At 65.1% G+C, this 18,637-nt stretch carries 7 protein-coding genes; 2 read left to right on the top strand and 5 right to left on the bottom strand.

Annotation, left to right across the window (positions count from 1 at the left end):
• A complete protein-coding gene (locus ACOGJC_RS06440) occupies positions 1 to 744 on the bottom strand; it encodes a hypothetical protein (RefSeq protein WP_419847687.1) in 744 nt (247 codons plus the stop codon).
• 22 nt (positions 745 to 766) lie between these two features.
• Positions 767 to 2,059, bottom strand: a complete 1,293-nt coding sequence (locus tag ACOGJC_RS06435; protein ID WP_419847686.1) for a substrate-binding domain-containing protein — start codon at positions 2,057 to 2,059, stop codon at positions 767 to 769.
• A gap of 284 nt (positions 2,060 to 2,343) precedes the next feature.
• On the opposite strand from ACOGJC_RS06435, the gene ACOGJC_RS06430 reads away from it, so the two are divergent.
• On the top strand, positions 2,344 to 2,583 hold the full coding sequence (locus ACOGJC_RS06430; protein ID WP_419847685.1) for a helix-turn-helix domain-containing protein: 240 nt from the start codon (positions 2,344 to 2,346) through the stop codon (positions 2,581 to 2,583).
• Complete coding sequence (locus ACOGJC_RS06425; RefSeq protein ID WP_419847684.1) at positions 2,580 to 3,947, top strand: HipA domain-containing protein; 1,368 nt, start codon at positions 2,580 to 2,582, stop codon at positions 3,945 to 3,947. Before ACOGJC_RS06430 ends, ACOGJC_RS06425 begins: the two co-directional genes overlap by 4 nt.
• A 119-nt stretch (positions 3,948 to 4,066) precedes the next feature.
• Here the strand turns inward: ACOGJC_RS06425 and ACOGJC_RS06420 are convergent, their stop codons facing one another.
• From ACOGJC_RS06420 to ACOGJC_RS06410, 3 genes are all read right to left on the bottom strand, one after another.
• On the bottom strand, positions 4,067 to 4,960 hold the full coding sequence (locus ACOGJC_RS06420) for a nucleotidyl transferase AbiEii/AbiGii toxin family protein (RefSeq protein ID WP_419847683.1): 894 nt from the start codon (positions 4,958 to 4,960) through the stop codon (positions 4,067 to 4,069).
• A gap of 134 nt (positions 4,961 to 5,094) precedes the next feature.
• Positions 5,095 to 5,559 (bottom strand): hypothetical protein, encoded by a 465-nt coding sequence (locus tag ACOGJC_RS06415; protein ID WP_419847682.1) that lies wholly within the window; start codon positions 5,557 to 5,559, stop codon positions 5,095 to 5,097.
• Positions 5,560 to 5,898: 339 nt separating this feature from the next.
• Positions 5,899 to 18,363 (bottom strand): Calx-beta domain-containing protein, encoded by a 12,465-nt coding sequence (locus tag ACOGJC_RS06410; protein ID WP_419847681.1) that lies wholly within the window; start codon positions 18,361 to 18,363, stop codon positions 5,899 to 5,901.
• Positions 18,364 to 18,637 lie beyond the last annotated feature (274 nt).

Genomic DNA, 18,637 nt, shown 5'->3' with positions numbered 1-18,637 from the left:
TTAGTCGGAGAAGGCGGTGCGGGGCGGGGGGGTGTAGTTCGGATCGCCCGGATCCTGCGGCGGCGGATTCAAACGGTCGGGAACACATCGATCTCGACCTGTTATCGAGCCGCGCTGGTTGAGCCGGGCCACCAACTCTTCGCCCATGCGCACCCCGTTGGGCCAGGCTTGGGCCGCGGCCCAGCCGGCGTCTTCCCAGTCGGCAGCCAGCGCCACGTACACCGCGTCTCGGGTCAGCAGATCATCAGCAAAGAAGCAGGGTTTGGGGATGGATTCGTCCTCGGGAGTATCCGGGTCGTTGGAGACGCGGTCTTCAAAGATCGAGTTTGTGTAGAAGCCCTCCCAGGAGTCGGTGTTGATGCCCAGATACCCCAAATCTCTATGCAGATAGCCTTCGACTTCGTTCGCGTCGTCGCCCAGCAACAGGTTGCAGACTGCTTCGAGTTCCTTTTGGAGTTCTTCCTGTTCCGTCGGATTCAAATCGGGACCCAAGCCGGGATCCCTCGGGCAAGCAGGCAGAAAACCCTTAATCTCTTCTTTAGGATTACCCCGTCCGTCGCGTAGCGCTACGGCCAGGGTGGCTAGGTCGTCGGCGGCTTCGTTCATGGACGACTCGGCTGCCATGCGCTGGGGGCCGGCCATGGCTACCACCGCGGCGAACGCGGCCACCGGCACCATCAGCACTACCCAGAGGCTGATGGCTCCACCCAGTTGGTCGCGGCGGCGCCGCGAGGTGTCGGCCAAGGGTTTGGTCCTCCTCGGGCGGTTATTGGTTTTCGGGCTGTGTCCAGTCGACGGTGTCGACGTTGCTTTCTGTGGCGATGAGCGGTTCTTGCACGACGTGGCCTGTTTCGTGGGCGCCTTGTAGGAGGAACTGGCCGCAGGCCGCCCCGGCGCTGTTGGCCTGGTTGGACAGGCCTTGGGCTACTGCGGCGACCACGACGCCGTCGCGCAGGTAGTTGGCCATGTCCTCGTTCATGTGGAACCCCGAGGTGTACATGTCGCCGTACAGCAACTGGTCGGCGATCACGCGGGCGAGTTGGGCCATGCCCTGGTCGGTGTGGAAGATCATGTCGGCGTCGGGGTTGGCCAGCACCCAGGCCTCGGTGGCGGCGTACACCTCGTCGGGGTCAAAGCCCAGCGACTCGATGCCCATGTCGGGCCCGTTGATGAACTCGATGCCCGAGTGGATCTCCAACAGGCCCTCCACGAAGCCCTGCATCCGGGCCTGGTAGCGGGGGTCGTCGACATTGGCGGTGAGCACCGCGGCCTTCCGCATCAAGATCCGCCGCTCGGCGGCCCACTCGCCGGCGACGGCGCCCACGAGCTTGCCCGCGGCCCGGTCGTCGAGCCCGTAGAACGCGAACCGCTTGGAGTCGGCGCTGTCGCCGCCCACAGTGAACGTGGGGATACCCGCATCAACAGCCCGGTCGATCACCTCGACGAACGCCGCGGGGTCGTCCACCTCAACGGCCAAACAGTCGATGCTGCCCGAACCGATCAAAGAGTCGATGGTCTCGATCTGCGCCGCCCGATCAGCGCTGTTGGGACCGATCACCCGGGGATTGATGTCAGCGCCGAACCCCCCGGCAGCCTGCTCCCAGCCCAAGCCCATCACCTCGCCCGATCCCCCCGCGCCGGTGGCGTTGGCCGACAACACGAAGTTCAACTGCTGGCCATCAGCCAGCTTCGCCGCTATCCGCTCAGCCAACGCGAAATCACCCCACGGCAACTCCGCGGTATGAGGCGGACCCAAAGGAGCCGGAGCAGCAGGCGCCGCTGTCGCCACAGGCTCTGGCGCCTCCTCGCCCCCGGACACTTCGCCCTCGGACACTTCGCCCCCACCGTCACCGCCGACACCCGAGTCAGAAGCATCCACAGCCTCAGGCGAAGACTCCACAGCCGCAGGCGAAGGCTCAGAACCCCCGCTGTCGCTGCTCGACCCGCACCCCGAAACCAACAAAGCAAACCCGACCACCGACACGACGGCCACTCGCTTCACCCCGCCACGGCCCGCCAGGCCGAGCCCCCAAACCTGTGAGACCAACTGCGTAAGCATGGCAATATCGTATGGCCTCAACCAAAAGCCGCATAAATCACCATCCAGGTAAGGTCGGCAGCCCAGCGAAGGTTTTCGGCGAGTGGGCCAGTTGCAGTGCAAGGCCATTGGCTTGCGCCTACCACCAGGTGTGGTTTCCCCCTGCTACTATTGAGGGCCATCGCGTGCATGGGGTCGCCTACCATCCCAGCCTGAGGTGTTCTGCTGCCGTGACCCAAAAGTGAATGTTATAGAACCGTAACAGTCTGCTAGTGTTACAGTGCCATCACATTCCTGGGGGCGGCATGGATGAGATCTTTATCGCATTCGACACTGTGGCGAACCTCGGCCACGAGATTAGGCGCCTCAGGCGCCGGGCAGGCCTTACGCAGGGAGACCTTGCCGAAAAGGCAGGTGTCTCCCGCCGCTGGGTGAGCTATGCCGAACGAGGCCACGTCGGAGGGGAGATCGGCAATCTGATGAAGGTGGTGCGCGCCCTAGAGGTGAAATTCCAGTTCGTGCGACCGCCAAGGAGCTCTCTGTGAGCACATCGCCTATTTCGGTGCTGTTGGGCGGCAGAATCGTCGCCACGATAACCCCTGATCGCCGCGGCAACGGCAGTCTCCGCTACGCGGACGAGCACATGTCCCAAACCGATGCTGTGCCTCTGTCACTATCGCTGCCCCTATCGGAGGCCGAATTCAATACCGATAGGACAATGCGATGGCTGGGAGGACTGCTGCCCGACAACCCCCGTGTGCTCTCACGGTGGTACGCGAACGAAGGAGTGTCGCCGCCAACACCGTTGGCATTGCTGTCGACAAAAGTGGGGCGAGACTGCGCCGGAGCGGTCCAAATTGTGCCCGAGGGGCAGGAAGCCGAACTCTTGGAACTTCCTGGCGGGCTCACGGCGATATCGGACGAAGAGGTGGCCAGCGAAGTCCGGCAGATGGCATCCGACCTGAGCTATTGGATGCCCGATGACGAGGAAAAGTATTTCAGCCTGGGCGGATACCAGGCCAAGACAGCGCTGCACAGACTGAGTGACGGCAGATGGGCGCGCCCATACGGTTCTGTCCCCACCACCCACATCCTCAAACCGTCTCCGCTCACCCAGCAGGCCTCGGCGATAGTGGAGCATGTCTGCTTGGAGTTGGCGAGACGGCTGGGGATGAGTGCCGCTGAATCAGAGATGGCGACATTCGATGAGACGAATGTCTGTGTGATCTCCAGATACGACAGGCGAAAATCCGACGGCGTGTGGTTGCGGGTCCATCAAGAGGACATGTGCCAAGCGTTGGGGCGGCAGCCTCAAGACAAGTATGAGGCCCACGGCGGTCCAGGCATATCGCAAATAGGTGACGCAATCAGAGCGAACTGCCGCGACCCAGAACGAGAGATCGAGTCATTTAGGGATGCAATCCTGTACTGCTGGCTGATAGTGAACCGAGATGCCCACGCCCGCAACTACAGCGTCATTCTTCGCCCGAGCGGAGTGAGCCTTGCCCCTCTTTACGATCTTGGCTCTGTGCTGCCCGGAGCGAATCGGAGAATAGGCGGCTATGAGATGGCGATGCGCTTCGGGCGGGACCACACGGTGGTCCGCTCCCATGCCGATGACTCGCTGTCGACGCTGTCCGCTTATCTCGTCGCAAACCACCAGTCCACGCTGGATAGGGCAATGGAAATGGCGGCGGGGATAGTGCCAGCTGCCGAGCAGACCATGAACGCTCTGCCTGTCCAATACCAAGTACCGCAGCTCGAAAAGATGCTGAAGCGGTTGAGCAGGCGTGCCGACGAGTGTTCGGACACTGTTGAAAGGGCTGTCAGGCGCCTTTCAAGGCAGCGTGCTTCTCGACGCGCCCAGCGGAGCGGCGGAACAGACGGGCATCGGTGCTCAGGCAGTTGATCCCACAGGTTTGGGAGCTCAGCCTGCCGCGCCGCGCCAAGGTGAAGCGGGGGGTTAGTCGTCGTTTGTGATGGTGGCGGTGGCGGTGTGGGCGATTATGCGCCGCGCTGGTGGTAGCTCTAGGAGGTGTCGTCTAGGCGTTGGGCTAATTCAGCGGCTTCGCCGAAAGGCGGTGCCTGCCCCCACACCAGTTCCTCGACGGTCTGCTCGTATCCGGCTTCGAGCGCTCTGCCGGCCTCGGTTCGGGGATCGAACGCAGGGCTGTTGGCATACCCCCCTCGTGGGCGCGGCACGTCGTCCCTCCGCCCAGGGGAGAGCGATGCCCTCTCGGCCATCTCTGGCACCATGCCGCTCGCCGCCTCAGCGTGGTCCGACTGCGCGATCTGTGCGAGGTCGTACAGGTCGCGCCCACGCACGGTCAGCCCGCGGAAGTCCCTCGTTACCGCTCGGCGGTGCAACGCGTCGAACTTGTTGGCGGCCGTGTAGCCGGGGACGATACACGGCATCTCGAAACCGCCCAGCTCGGGATAGGTGCTCCGCTGCTCATCGCTGGCGAACCTCCCCATCAGGGAGCTCGCTGTGGAGACATCCCAGATCCTCTCGTCGTTGGTCTCAACGGTGGTTTCCATCTTCAAGAACTCCGCTTGGCCGCCTAGGGCGAACAGGGTTCGTCGAAATCCCATGTCTCCCATGTGCTTGTTGACGACATCATCGTCGGACGCGCCTATGGCGGCGGTAGCCCACTTGCTAGGAAGTGACAAGACGCGCTGCACGGCACTCCCCGACAGGTGTTCCGATCCCAGGGCCAGCAAGTCCAAATCCTCGGAGTACCTCTCGGTGATGCCCCATGCCGAGACCAGGGAGGTGCCCCCTGCGAATGCGTACCTGGCGAGCATCTCGCCAGTGTCGCCCCGCTGGGCTATGCCGCCTGTCTCGCTGTTGGCAACACCGTGCAAGCATGTCGTCAGCCAATAATCGCGGACCACGGACTCCAGCGGGATACCCAGCGCCATGCTTGCCCTGTGGGCCACATCGCTGAATTCGTCGGGCCTGCCTGCCAAACCAGGTGCATCGAGATGCGAACCAGGCAAACCCGGCTGTTGGGGTTTCAGTGCCGGAATGCCAGGCAAATCAGCGGGAAAGTCCATCAGGCGGTTTCCGGCAGCGATCTCGCTATATCGTCCAGCAGATAGCGCAGATCGTCGGGACAGCCTGTCTCCGTCTCGCCCGCCCATCGCAGAGCCTCGGGCCGGATGGGAAGCCCCCACCCGAGTCTGCTAGCCGAGACACCAGAGCGGAGCTTCTCCATGCAGTCCAACCACGGCTCCTCCGTGAAGTCGATCCTGGTCAGTGCTTCCAGCACGGTGACCTCCGCCCAGTTCAAGCGCTCGCGCCTGCTGTTGCGGTTCACATAGAACCTTATGGAGGGGTGCCAAGGAGTCAGCCGTTTCCTCAAAACCGACACGGTTATCTTGGCATCGCATTGGTCCGTCCAGCCGAGCCGGTTCAGAGCGCTCCAAGCGCCCAGCCCCGCGCCTGCCCCTGCATAGAGAAGTGCGCCGCGCGCCAGTCGGAACGGACCTCTGCCGTACAGCACGTCGCCGTCAGGCATGCCGCGCCAGTACAGGCCGCGCGTGACCCTGGCCAGGTCGAAACGCCTCTTCTTGCACAGCGACGACAGTGCGGGATGCACTACAGAAGCCTCGCCTGGGACATGGCTGCTGAGGAACCATGTGCCGTGCGGGAGGGACTCCACCCAGGCTGCGACAGACGCGGTGGCGGATTCGGACATACCAGCAGCCTACCATCCGCACAAGTTCAAAGCGACGGGTGCGGCACCTCCCGATTGATCTTGCGGACCACCATGCCGGACAACTACCCGCCGCGCTGGTGGCCGCGCCGCGCCGTGCGGCGGCGAGCCGCCCAGGGGAGTAGTTGTCAGGGGTGGGGGTTAGTCGTCGTTGGTGATGGTGGCGGTGGCGGTGTGGTCATCGGCGTGGATGGTGGCGTGGGTGGTTTTTAGGGTGTTGTCGGGGCTGGAGGTTAGGAGTTTCACCAGGAAGGTCTCGTTGGGTTCGGGGGTGTTGTCGGCGGCCACGGTGATCTCGATGGTGGTGGTTCTGTTGCCCTTGGAGATGGTGGCCTTGGCGGTCTTGGCGGTGTAGTCGTCGCCGGCGGTGGCCTTGTTGTCGCCATCGGAGTCGTCGGTGTCGTCGGCGGTGGTGTAGACCACGGTCACGTCGCGTCCGCTCACGGCGGAGAGGGTGATGGTCAGTTGCAGCCGCCTGTCGTCCTCGTCGGCTGCCTTGTCGGCGATCGAGACCACCGGCAGGGGGTCGTCGTCTTCGATGGTGCCCATCGCGATGGCGTCTTTGATGGTGGCGTTTGTGGGGTTGGAGAGCTTGAGCTGGAAGGTCTCGTCGTGCTCGTCGAGGGCGTCGGCCAAAGACTGCACCACCACCTGCTTGGTGGTCTGGCCGGGCTCGAAGGTGAGCGTGCCCGACACCGCGGTGTAGTCGTCGCCGGTATCGGCGGTGCCCACTCCCCGGGGGGTTTCATAGTCCACGGTGACCCGCTTGCCGCTGGGCGCGTCGAGCCTCACGATGAACAGCAACTCGCCAGCCTCGGCCGCGGTGGCGTTGAGGACCTCCAGCGCCGGCGGGTCGTCGTCGTCCACGATGGTCCCGGTGGCCGACACCGTGGTGGCCGAATAGGCCGCCCCTACGTTGAGCGACGGATGCCACGAGGCAGTGGCCACCACCGTCTCGTTTTCCTCGTCGAGGCTGTCTTCAAAAGTGGTCACCCCCGAAAACTCCGCCTTGGTCTCACCGGCCTTGAAGCCCACCACCCCCGACGGCGTGTTCACATCGCCCGAGCTCGCGTCGCCCAGCGCCACCGACACCGACACCGCCGAGGCCACATCGCTACAGAACGGCTTGCTCACCGACACCTCGAACGACATCTCATCGCCCTCGTTCGCGCTGGCCGACGCAATCGCCAACGTCGGCGGAGCAAAATCGGCCGCCGACAGATCGACACAGTCGTCGTCGATGATGCGTCCGAAGGCCGATCCGCCGCCATCGGCTATGTCGGCGTGTTGGGGGTTGCTCAATGTGAAATTGAACGTCCTGTCGTCTTCCATGGTGCTGTTTTCCGAGGTGGGAACCGAGACAATCTTGAGAGTCTCAGTCGGGCCAAACGTCAGTGTTCCCGACTGGGCTGTGTAGTCGGTACCCGCCTTGGCCGTGCCGTCACTGGTGGCGTATGTAACTCTGGTTCCCCGCTCGCTTCTGCGGGTGAGTCGAACTGCGAACTGCGCGTCCTCCCCTTCCTCGATGCTGGTGTTGGCCACCGACACCCGCGGTGGCGAGTCAATGCTTTCAATCGTTGCCATAGCTGTGCTGGTTCCGATGACCGCGCCCTGCGGGTTGCTGATACGCATTTGGAATGTCTCCAGACCCTCATACACGCCGTCGGCATATGCCCGAACGCGTACGGCTGCTTCGGTGCTTCCTGCTGGTATGGTGACCTTTCCAGACAATCCGCTTAAGTCGCGATAGTCATAATTTATCCGGGCAGTACCGTCAATGAACTCGTAGTCAACCGTTACCGGAGTCTCGGCAGCGCTGTCCAAATATACGGCAAAGTATGGGTTGCCTTGTCCTTCTCCTATAAGGCCGGAATAATCTGGATGGCTGACGGAAACGACTCGATCGGTACCGTCAACAATAGTCCCCGTTGCGGTGCTGGATGTTTCAATCCCGGTATCAGCTCCAGTACTAATTTCAAGAGTGAACCTCTCAACTCCTTCGGCAATCGTATCCCCCTTTGTTCGAATAGAGATCGTCGCTTCACCACCTCTATGGGTACTCCCAATAGAGACAACGCCTTTCTGCGGAATGTAATCATCGTTCTCCGTGGCTGTGCCTTGTACAGTTTCATATTCCACTCTGGCGCGGCCAAGAGCAGACCTTATGATGAAGTTCACCGCATTGCCTTCCCGAGCAGATCCGCCTATCAACTGAAGCACATAAGGTTCATTGTCATGTACAATAAAGACTCCAATGGGGTTGGCTAGCGTGGCGTTTACGGGATTGCTCAGCACCACGGCAATGGTTTCGGTGTTCTCATAGATCCTGTCGCCGATGAGAGTAGCGGGAATTCGCAATATTCGAGTGCTCGGGTCAAACCGCAGCGTACCCGAAGCCGCCTTGAAGTCTTCACCGGCAGTAGCCGCATCATGGCCCAATATCGACAAACCCTGCAATTCCCAATCCACGGTGACTTCTCGACTGGTTCTAGTACCGATGCGAACTACATTTATGCTGACTTCGTAATCAACGTTTCCTTCATTGACGCCACTCCTAGATAAAGAAATCTGTGGCAGCCTATCTGTGTCATAGATCGTTCCGGTGGCGCGAATCGTCGGGGATTCGAGGACGGCGCCGGTGGGATTGCTCAATTCAAGGAAGAACGTCTCGCGGTCTTCTTCGTCGGTGCTGTCGGGGCGGATTGTGATTCTGATGGTTCGGGATGCTTGTCCTGGGTAGAAGATCAAAGTGCCGGATGCAGAGCGGTAGTCCCCAGGGGCGGCGGCGGTGCCGTTGACCGTTTTGTAGGCGACGGTGGCCGTTTCTTCGGGAGGGTGGCTGAGTTGCACGTGGAAGGCCATTGTCCGACCCTCAATCTCGTCGGCGTCGCGGATGGATATGGCGGGGAGGGTGCTGCTGCGGATGGTGCCGGTGGCGCTGCCGTCGATGATCCTGATGGCGTTGCCGGTGTAGCTGAGCGTGAGGGTGAGGGTTTCAGCGGGTTCATCCCGGGTGTCGGCCAGGGTGGTGACCGACACGGTCTTTTGGGTGTCGCCGGGCTCGAAGACCAAATTACCGGAGGCCCCTGTGTAGTCGCCGCTGGCCGCGGTGGCGGTGGCGTCGGCGGTGGCGTAGCCCACGGTGACGGCGGTGTCGTGCTGGCTGTTGAGGGTGACGACGAACTCGAGGGGGTCGCCCTCTCGGGCCGACGCGTCGGCCACTTTGAGGGCGGGGACGGTGCTGTCGACGATGGTGCCAGTAGCGGAGGCACCGGAGGCGGCCCCGACGACGTTGCTGAGGACCATCTCGAGGGTCTCGTCGGGTTCTTCCTGCTGGTCGGGAAGGGTGACCACCGAGATGTCTTGGCTGGTGCTGCCCACCGGGAACACGACCGTTCCGGTGGCGGGGAGGTAGTCGACGCCGCTGGTGGCGGTGTCGGCCCGGGTGCGGTAGTCGGCGGTGATGCGGCGCCCGCTGGGGGAGTTGAGGGTGGCGGTGAACACCAGCGGCGTGCCCTCGTCGGTTTGAGCCGCGGCGATGGAAAGTACGGGCACGGGGTCGTCGTCGTTGATGGTCCCCGACCCGAGGTGGTCGTGGAGCACCGCGCCAGTGGGGCTTTGGAGCTCGACGAAGAAGACCTCGCTGGCTTCTGAGAGAGTGTCCTGGCTGGTTTGCACGGTGATCGGCATGCTTGAGGTGTCGGAGGAGAAGACAAGCGTGCCCGCCGCGGCGGTGTAGTCGACCCCCTCGGCGGCGGTCTGGGGCCTCGTGCGGTACGCGACGGTCACCTCAGAGTCGTCGTCGCCCTTTCGCTCCAAGCTGACGGTGAAGGTGAGGGCACCCCCTTCGGTCGCGCTGGCGTCTCCCACCGACAACCCGGCGCTCTGGCCGTCGAAAATCGTTCCCACGGCAATGCCGTCCAGCAACTCGACATTGTCGGAGACGCCGACGAGGATCAACAGCATGGTCTCGGTATCCTCCCGGAGGTTGTCGGAAAAGGTGGCAACCGAGTACGTGGCCGAGGTCTGGCCAGCGGGGATCGTTAACCGGCCCCGGTTGCGTTGGCTGACCTCGAAGTCGCTGCCATAGCTGGCAGAGATGCTGTGCATTTGGATGCTCATGGTCACGTCGGTGTCGCTGGGTTGGCTCAGCTCCATAGTGAACACGAGGGGGTCGCCTTCGAGGGCGGTGGCATCTTTGACAGCAAGGTCGGGAACCAAGCGGTTGTTGATGGTGCCGGTGGCGGTGTGGTCGGTGGGGTGCAGGGTGGTGTTTTGGGGGTTGGTGAGGGCGAGTTGGAGGGTTTCGGGGGTTTCGTTTCGGGTGTCGGTGTGGGTGGTGACGGCTATGGTGGCGGTGGTTTGGCCGGGGGGGATTGTGATGGTGCCTCGGGTGTGGGTGTAGTCGGCCCGGGGGGTGGCGTGGCCGACGCCGGTGCCGGTGGTTTGGGTGGCGTATTGGGCTTGGGCGGTGAGTCCTGAGGGGGCGTCGAGCAGGGCGGTGAATTGGAGGGGCTGGCCTTCTTCGGCGGTGGCGGGCAGGAGGCGGATGGTGGGGGCGGGGTCGTCGTCGGCGATGGTGGCGGTGGCCGCGGCGGCGGTTCGGAGCACAGTGGCCCGGGTGGGGTTGGTGAGGCGGACGGTGATGGTCTCGGGGTTCTCGTCGATGAGGTCGTCGATGATGGGCACGGTGATGGCCGCGGTGGTTTCGCCGGGTTCGATTTCGAGGGTGTCGGTTGTGGGGGTGTAGTCGCGGCGCTGGGTGGCGGTGTTGTCGAAGGTGTTGTACTGCACGGTGACGGTCTCGGTGCTGGGGTGGCTGAGCGCGACGGTGAGCGTGATGGCGCCGTCGTCCTCGGCGGCTTGGGCACCGGTGATGGAGAGGCGGGGAAGTCCGTCGTCGTCGATGATGGTGGCGGTGGCCTGGTCTTCGATGAGGGTGGCTTGTTGGGGGTTGCGGAGCTGGATGGCGAAGGTCTCGTCGGGTTCGACGGTGTCGTCGTCGGCGATGGCGATGTCGATGGTGCCGGTAGTTTCGCCGGGGTCGATGGTGAGGGTGCCGGTTTTGGTGGTGTAGTCGTCGCCGGGTTTGGCGTGGCCGTCCTCGTCGGTTCCGGTGGTTTGGGTGGTGTAGGCGATGGTGACGGTCTGGGCGCTGGAATGGCTGAGGGTGACGGGGACCGACATCGTGCCGCTGCCCTCGGCGGTTTGGGCGTTGGCGATGGTGGCTTGGGGCAGGCCGGTCTTGTCGATGATGGTCCCGGTGGCGGTGGCGCTTGTGATGGTGGCGTGGCCGGGGTTGTAGAGGCGTACGAGGAACGTCTCCCGGTATTCGGTGATCTGGTCTTCGTAGGCTTGGACCTCGGCGGTGGCGGTGGTGGTGCCCGCGGGGATGACCAGGGTTTTGGCCGTGGGGTCGTAGTCGTCCACGGGGGTGGCCTCCCGGTTGGCGGGCGCGGAGGTGTCGCGCTGGGGGGCGTATCGGACTCTCACCGTGCGTCCGCTGGGGGCGCTGAGGGCCACCGCGAACTGCACGGGGTCGCCCTCGGCGGCGGTGGCGTCTGTTATCGAGAGGGTGGGCACGGGGTCGTTGTCGTCGATGGTGCCGATGGCCACCGCGTCGGCCACATCGGCGCCGGTGGCGGTGTCGGCGTCGAGGCGCAGCCAGAACGTCTCGGCACCCTCGTCGAGGACATCGTCGGGCAACGAGACCTGCACTGTCGCGGTCTGGTTTCCGGCTGCGATTGTGGCGGTGCCCGAGGTGTCGGTGAAGTCCTGGCTCGGTGTCGCCGCCGCGGCCCCGGCGAACGCGTCGGCCTCGGTGCGGTAGGCCACGGTGACCTGTTCGTCGGCGGGGGCCGACAGCCTTATGGTGAACGCGGCCTGCCCGCCCTCGGTGGCCCGGGCGTCGTCCACGATGATCCGGGGCACGCCGTCGTCGTCGAGGATCACCGACGCCCCGGTGGCCTGGGCGAGCTGCGCGTTGGTCGGGGTGTGGATCTCCCAGATGACGGTCTCGTCCTCCTCCTCGACGTCGTCGTCGACGGTGGAGGTGGACAGAGTCTTGAGGACCTCGTTGGGGGCGAACGTGGCGGTGCCGTCGGCGACGGCGGTGTAGTCGGCGCCGGGCGTGGCGGTGCCGCCGCGGGTGCGGTACCTGACGGTCACCGTCTGCTCGCTGGGCCCGCTCAGGCGCAGCGCGATCTCGGCGGGCTGGCCCTCGGGCGACCCGGCGGGATCAGGGTCGAGGTAGGCGGTGGGCGGACCCTCGTCGTCGAGGATGGTGAGCGTGGCTTCGGAGGCGGCCAGAGTCGCGTTTCGCGGGTTCGACAGCGACACGGTGAGCGTCTCGGCCCCCTCGGCGTCGTCGTCGTCGATGAGCGCCACTGACAGCGCAGCCGAGACGCGCCCGGCCGGGATGGCCACCGTCCCGGATAGCGGCACGCCCTCAGCGGCTTCGTAGTCGGCGCCTTCGGTGGCGGTGCCGGGACTGATGGCGTAGTCCACCGCCACCGTGCGCCCGCTGGGCGCGTCCAGCGACACGGCCACCGCCAGGGTCCCGGCGTCCTCGGCCGCCGCGGTGTCGGCCACCGATATAAGAGGCTCGCCGTCGTTGTCTTCGATGGTGCCGGTGGCGCTGGCGTCGTCGAGGGTGCCGTAGTCGCCGTCTTTGAGCGTGAGGTTGAGCGGGAACACCTCGTCGTACTCGTCGAGGCGGTCGTCGACGGTGGCCACCGCGACGGTGGCCTCAGTGTCGCCCGCGGCGATGATGGCCGTCCCCGAAACCGCGTTGTAGTCGTCTCCCGGGGTGGCGGCCACGTCGCCGGCGGTGCGACGCGACTCGGTGGCATAGCCCACGGTGATGTCCTGGTTGGCCCGGTTGCTCAGCGTTATCTCAAACACCACGCTTCGGCCCTCTTCGGCGCGGCTGTCGGCCACCGAGATGTCGGGCTCGCCCAGGTTGTGGATCACGCCGATGCCGATGGGGTCGCCGAGGTCGGCGCCGGCCGGGTTCGACAGCCGCAGCAGGAGGCTCTCGTCGCCCTCGCCGGGCTCGTCGTCGGCCAGCGCGGCCACCAGCACCGTCTTGAGGGTCTCGCCGGGGGCGAAGGTGAGCGTGCCCGAGACGTGCAGGTAGTCATCGCCCGAGGTGGCGGCGCGGGCGCCGGAGCGCTCGATGGTTCTGTACTCCACCTTGACCGGCTCGGCGCCCTCGGTGTCCAAGGCCACCTGGAACTCCAGGATCTGCCCCTCGTCGGCCTCGGCGTTCGACACCGAGACCTTCGGGGTGGGCACATCGGTGATGGTGCCCACCGCGGTGGCCACGCTGATCTTGGCGTGGCTGCTCGTGTTGCTCAGTTGCACCAGGAACGTCTCGTCGGGCTCGCCGTCGTCTTCGTCTCGGAGGGCGGGCACCTCGATGGCCCCGCTGATGGCGCCGGCGGGGATGGTCAGCCTGCCCGGCACCGCGGTGAAGTCATCTCCCGGTTCGGCGGGCTGGGCGCCCGGGCGGTTGTTCTTTATGGCCTCGTAGTCCACCTCCACTGGCTGTTGGGTCACCCGGTCGAGCGTCACCGGGAAGCTGAGGGTGGCGCCCTCGGGGCCGGAAGCGGCGGCGATGGAGATGGCCGCCTTGTCGTCGTCGTCGATGATGGTGCCCGTCGCGGTGGCCGCCGCCGCGGTCTGCCAGCTCGACGGCCCGGCCGCCCAGGAGACGGCGACCCCGAACGTCTCGTCCTCCTCGTCGAGGTCGTCGTCGGCCACCACGATGCCCTGGTAAACCGCCGAGGTCACCCCCGCGGGGAACACCGCCGCCGCGGGGGTCCTGGCGAAGTCGGCGGCGCTGGTGGTGGTGTGGGTGAGCGAGACGCTGATCGCCGTCTCCGAGCACAGCGGCCGGTCGGTGGTGAGCGCGAAGGCCATGGTCCCCGACGGGTGGCCCTCGTCGATCGACGCGCCGGCCACGCTCAGCCCCGGCGGCGGGTGGGCGGCGTTGGCCGGGTCGGCGCACTGGCCCGCGATCACCGTCGCCGCGACGCCATCGCCGATCACCGCGTTGTCGGGGTTCAACAGCCTCGCCAAAAGCCGCTCATCGCCCTCGGGAACGTTGTCCTCGAGGATGTCCACCGAGAACTCCTTGGAGGTCTCGTTTGCCGCGAAGGTGAGCGTGCCCGAGACGTGCAGGTAGTCATCGCCCGAGGTGGCTGCGCCGTCGCCGGAGAGCGCCACGGTTTCGTAGTCGACGGTCACCGGGTCGGTGCTGGGATAGTCCAAGGTGACGGTGAACACCTCCTCGTTGTCCTCCGACGCCTTGGTCCCGGTGTCCTCGTAGTTCGACTCGATGGACAGGCCGGGCTTGGTGCGGTCGACGATGGTACCGGTGGCGGTGCGGCCAGCCACCGAGGCACCGTCGGGGTTGACCAGCACCACCAGGAACTCCTCATCTCCCTCTCTGCCGTCGCCGTCTGTGCGGGTGGTGACGTCGGCGAACTTCTCGGTGTCGCCGGGGTCGAAGACCAGCTCTACGGGGCTCGACTGCGGTATCTCCGTGTAGTCGGATCCCGCCTGGGCTTTGCTCGCCGCCGTGCTCTTCGTCTGGGTGTGGTACGAGACCCTCACCGTGCGTCCGCTGGGCCGGTCCAGGCGCACCGAGAACCGCACGTCTTGGCCCTCCACCGCCGACGCCTCGTACACGCTCACCGAGGGCAGGTTGTCGTCGTCTTCGATGATGATCGTCGCGGTGGCGGTGGCGGTGGCGGTCCAGCGGGCGGGCACCGTCCAGCTTCCGATGGCGACCTCGAACGCCTCGTCGTCCTCGTCGAGGGCGTCGTCGAGCACCGCGACGTCGAAGACAATGCGGTTCCCCTCAACTTGCGCGGTGCCGCGGGCGTCGGTGTAATCGGCCCCGGCGGTGGCGGCGGTGTAGCCGGCCCCGGTCGGCGGTCCGGTGGCGTAGTTCGCCGTCGCGGGAGACGCCGGGCACACCGCGGGGAAGACCCTGAACACCACGGTGGCCTGGCCGGCCCCCTCGGACACCTTCTGGTCGACCCCGGTGACCGTCGGCTGCGCTGAGTCCGGGACAGCGGGGTCGACGCACTCCTCGTTGATGGTGCCCACCGCCGCCGATGCCCCCAAACCGGCGTTGACCGGGCTGTGCAGCCTCACTGCGAACTGCTCGTTGGGCCACTCGTCGAGCTGGTCTTCGCGGGTGGCCACGGAGATGGTCTGCTCGGTATCACCCGCCTCGAAGACGAGGGCGCCCGACGCGGCGGTGTAGTCGCAGGCGTTCCCGCACGCGCTCCCGCTCTCGGCAGGGCGGGCCGCGGTGGCCAGGTCTTGGGTGAACCAGCCCACCTCGGAGCGCTGATCGGTGCGGCCCCGGCGGGTCACGGTGAACTCCACCGGGTCGTCCTCTTGGGCGCCGGCGTTGGCGACCTCCAAGAGGCTGTAGCGCGGCTTGATCGTGCCCACCGCGGTGAAGTCGCCGAGGCGGATGCCGGCGTCGATGGCCCTTTGGTCCAGCGCTATGTAGAGCCAGAACTCCTCGTTGTTCAAGTCGCCGTCGGGCCACGTCTCGACCTCGGCTATCTTGCGCCTGTCGCCGACGAAGAAATTGACTGTGCCCTCGTTGCCCACCCCCTCGTTGGCGTTGTCGTAGTCGAGGCCACCGCCCTGTGGGGAGGCGAGGGCGGAGTTCTGGCTGGTCCAGTAGAACACCGTGAACGCCGCGGCGGCCGGGCGGCTAAGCCCGACCTCGAAGCCCACCTCGTCTCCGGCGACCGCGTCGGCGTCTCCGACGGACACCCACATGGGCAGGACATCTTCGATGGTGCCGGTGCCGATGCCGTCGCCGATGAGGGCGTTCTGCGCCTCGGCGATCCGAAGCTGGAATTGCTCGTCGGGCTCCAGATAGTCGTCTCTGAGCGCTGGTACTTGCACCGTGACGGCGGCGGTGCTCCCGGCCGGGATGGTGTGGGTGGATGTGTTGGAGAGGCCCTCGTTGGTGTTGGGGTAGTCCGCGCCGGCGGAGGCCGTCAGGGCGTGGGTGTACACGTCGAAGGTGGTTTCCCGGGCGCTCACCTTGTCCTGTTTGATCTCGAACTCGAGCGTCTCCTCCTCCTTTTTGGTGGGGTTGTTGACGACGTTGAGCGTGGGCGCGTCGAAGTCCACGATGGTGCCGGTGCCCTGGCGCTTTGAGGTCCCAAACTCTGAAGGCAGCGAGACCAGCCTCAAGGCCAGCTTCTCGTTGCCCTCTGTCGGGTTGGTGTCGAGCAAGGCGTCCACCTCGACGGTGTGCGTCAGCTCGCCGGGTTGGAAGGTCACGTAGCCGGGCCCGTCGTAGCTGTAGTCGTCCCCGATGGCGCAGGGGCATCCGGTATTGAGCTCGACCACCTCGAAGTTGATGTCCACCGGATTGGCTATATGGTCGGTGTTGCCGTCCACCAGGGTGATGGTGAACACCAGCTTCTCGCCCTCCCCGGCCTCCGGGGCGTCGGAGACCCGCACATCGCGGTTGACGTTGCGGATGGTGGCGCTGGCGGTGAGGGCATCGGGATCATTGGGATCGGGAACCGCGCTGAGCAGGTTTCTCACGTCCAGGTGGAACTCCTCTTCCCCCTCCACATGCCCGTCGGACAACGTCTGGACCTCGATGTCGAGCTCTGTTTCCCCGGCGGGGATCGTCATTTGCCTGCTCAACGTCTCATAGTCATTGTGGGGGCTGGTCGTCTTCGCGGTGTCGTCGCGGGTTTCGACATTGAACTTGACGGGGAAGGAGCTGGGCTCGTTCAGCTTGGCTGTGAACACCGCCTTTTGGCCCTCGTCCACGGTGCCGGCCGGACCGTCGATCTTGAATTCTGGCTTGGGGTCGTCGTTCTTGATGGTGACCACGACCGAGGAGACGACAATAAGGGAGTTCGTGCTGGGTCTTTCGAGCTCGACCGTGAAGGTCTCGTCGTTCTCGTTGAGGTCGTCGTCGACGGTGTCGACCCAGATGGTCTCGACCGTCTCGCCGGTGTTGAAGGTGAGTTCGTCCGTCGTCGGGCGAGACCGAACCGAGTAGTCGTTATTTGGCATGCCCGGCGGCGTGGCCGGGTTGGCACCGCTGGGACCAATTTTGTAGTGGACCGTGACCGGGTCCCCGGTCGGCGGCGGGTTGAGTTTGACTTCGACCTCCAGGGGATTGCCTTCTTCGACGGAGGTGCCGGCGCCGACCTCGATGGAGATCTTCGGCTCGTCGTCCAAAATGGTGCCCACACCGATGGCGACGTGCTTCCCGCTTTCGATGTTGGGCGGGTTCGTTCTGGCATGACCCTCGGCGGTGGCCGTGAGCTCGAAGGTCTTGTCCTGCTCGCCGATCGTGTTCTCGATGGTGGAGACGGTGACGGTTCGGCTGGTGGTGCCGGTGGGGAAGGTGATGGCGCGGTTGGGCGAGGTGGAGTCGATGGGTGTGTAGTCGACGCCGGAGGTGGCTTTGCCGACGCCGGTGCCTTGGTCCCGGGTCTCGACGGTGACCTCGACTGCGACTTCGGTGGGCCCTTGGAGACTGACAACGAAGGTCATCTGCTCGCCCTCCTCGGCGCTGGCCGGGTTCACCACCAGCGTGGGGGCAGGGTCGTCTTTCTCGATGATCCCGACCGCGGGCTGGCCCGTCCAATAGTCCGCAGGGTTGAAATTCGCGTCTATGGGCATCTGGGGATCGCCTTGGCACGCGATGTTGGGCGGATTGTTGCCCGCCGCCGGGTCCTGAAGCTGGGGCACGTCGGCGGCGCACGAGTCCGATGGCCGCATGAACCATCTCAAAAGGAAGGTCTCGTCGCGCTCGTACACGACGTCGCCTGTGATGTCCACCTTGACAACCGCAGAGACCTGCCCCGCGGCGATTGTCGCTATGCGCTCTGGGACAGTGGGGGGATTGGGCTTTGGGATAGCGGTGTAATCGCCGGCGGCGGCTTTGTCTGTGTTGGGGGGTGGGTCGGGATCGTCGCTGGTCCAATTGTCATCGGTCCAATAGACGATGACCACGTCCTGGGCGGCCGGCCCGGTGAGCTCGACCAAGAACTCCATCATTTTGGGATTGGCCGGATCATCGCCCTCCTGAACTCTGCCCTCCCCCACCTTCAGCTCCGGGCTGGGTGGGATGGCTACTACTTCGGCGGCTTGGCCGAAGAAGCTCACGGTGGGGAACAGGCCTCGCAGCGGGGCTACCGCGCCGTCGGTCTCGCACTCGAAGCGCACCCCGACGGCGCCCACCCCCCGGGTCGCGCCGGGGACTTCTGGATCGAAGTTCTCCAGCCACGCCTCATCCACAAACCCCTCTTCACCCGGAGTCATATCCCGGGGCCGGGGGCCGCCGATGCACAAAAACCCCAGGCCGGGCCGAGCCGACAGCACATCGGCCACCACCCGCTCCCGCTCCGCCGCGGCATCGGGATCAGCGCCGTCCTCGCAGCACAGCGACGCCACCACCGCCGCCTCCCCAGCGGCCAAATCCGACACCAAACCTGCCCGACCGCCTCGACCGGCCCACAACACGAACACCACCAGCAACACCAACGGCACCGCCAACAACACCAACTCCAACGGCGACGCCCCCCGCTCGCTCACCCCCCCCCCCCCCCCGGATCGCGGTGCAGATAGCCTTCGACTTCGTTCACATCGTCTACCCCGTCCGTCGCGCAGCGCCACGGCTAGGGTGGCTAGGTCGTCGGGCCGAGCCCCCGAACCTGTGGGGCCAACTGCAAAACATGGCAATATCGTATGATGCCAACCGAAAGCCGCATTAATCACCGTCCAGATAAGGTTGGCAGCCCAGCCATCGACCAGCTGATCGATGCCCGCCACGGCCACCAGGTCGTGCCCAGCGGGTAGGCACGTCTAG

The organism is Candidatus Poriferisocius sp. (genome assembly GCF_965204015.1).
Taxonomy (GTDB): Bacteria; Actinomycetota; Acidimicrobiia; order Acidimicrobiales; family Bin134; genus Poriferisocius.
Note: the sequence above shows the minus strand (reverse complement) of the source record. Positions and strands in the feature narration are given on the sequence as shown.

Coding starts and splice junctions, on each gene's coding strand:
- ACOGJC_RS06435 (WP_419847686.1), bottom strand. CDS start 2,059: ATGCTTACGCAGTTGGTCTCACAGGTTTGGGGGCTCGGCCTGGCGGGC.
- ACOGJC_RS06430 (WP_419847685.1), top strand. CDS start 2,344: ATGGATGAGATCTTTATCGCATTCGACACTGTGGCGAACCTCGGCCAC.
- ACOGJC_RS06420 (WP_419847683.1), bottom strand. CDS start 4,960: ATGGCGCTGGGTATCCCGCTGGAGTCCGTGGTCCGCGATTATTGGCTG.
- ACOGJC_RS06415 (WP_419847682.1), bottom strand. CDS start 5,559: ATGCCTGACGGCGACGTGCTGTACGGCAGAGGTCCGTTCCGACTGGCG.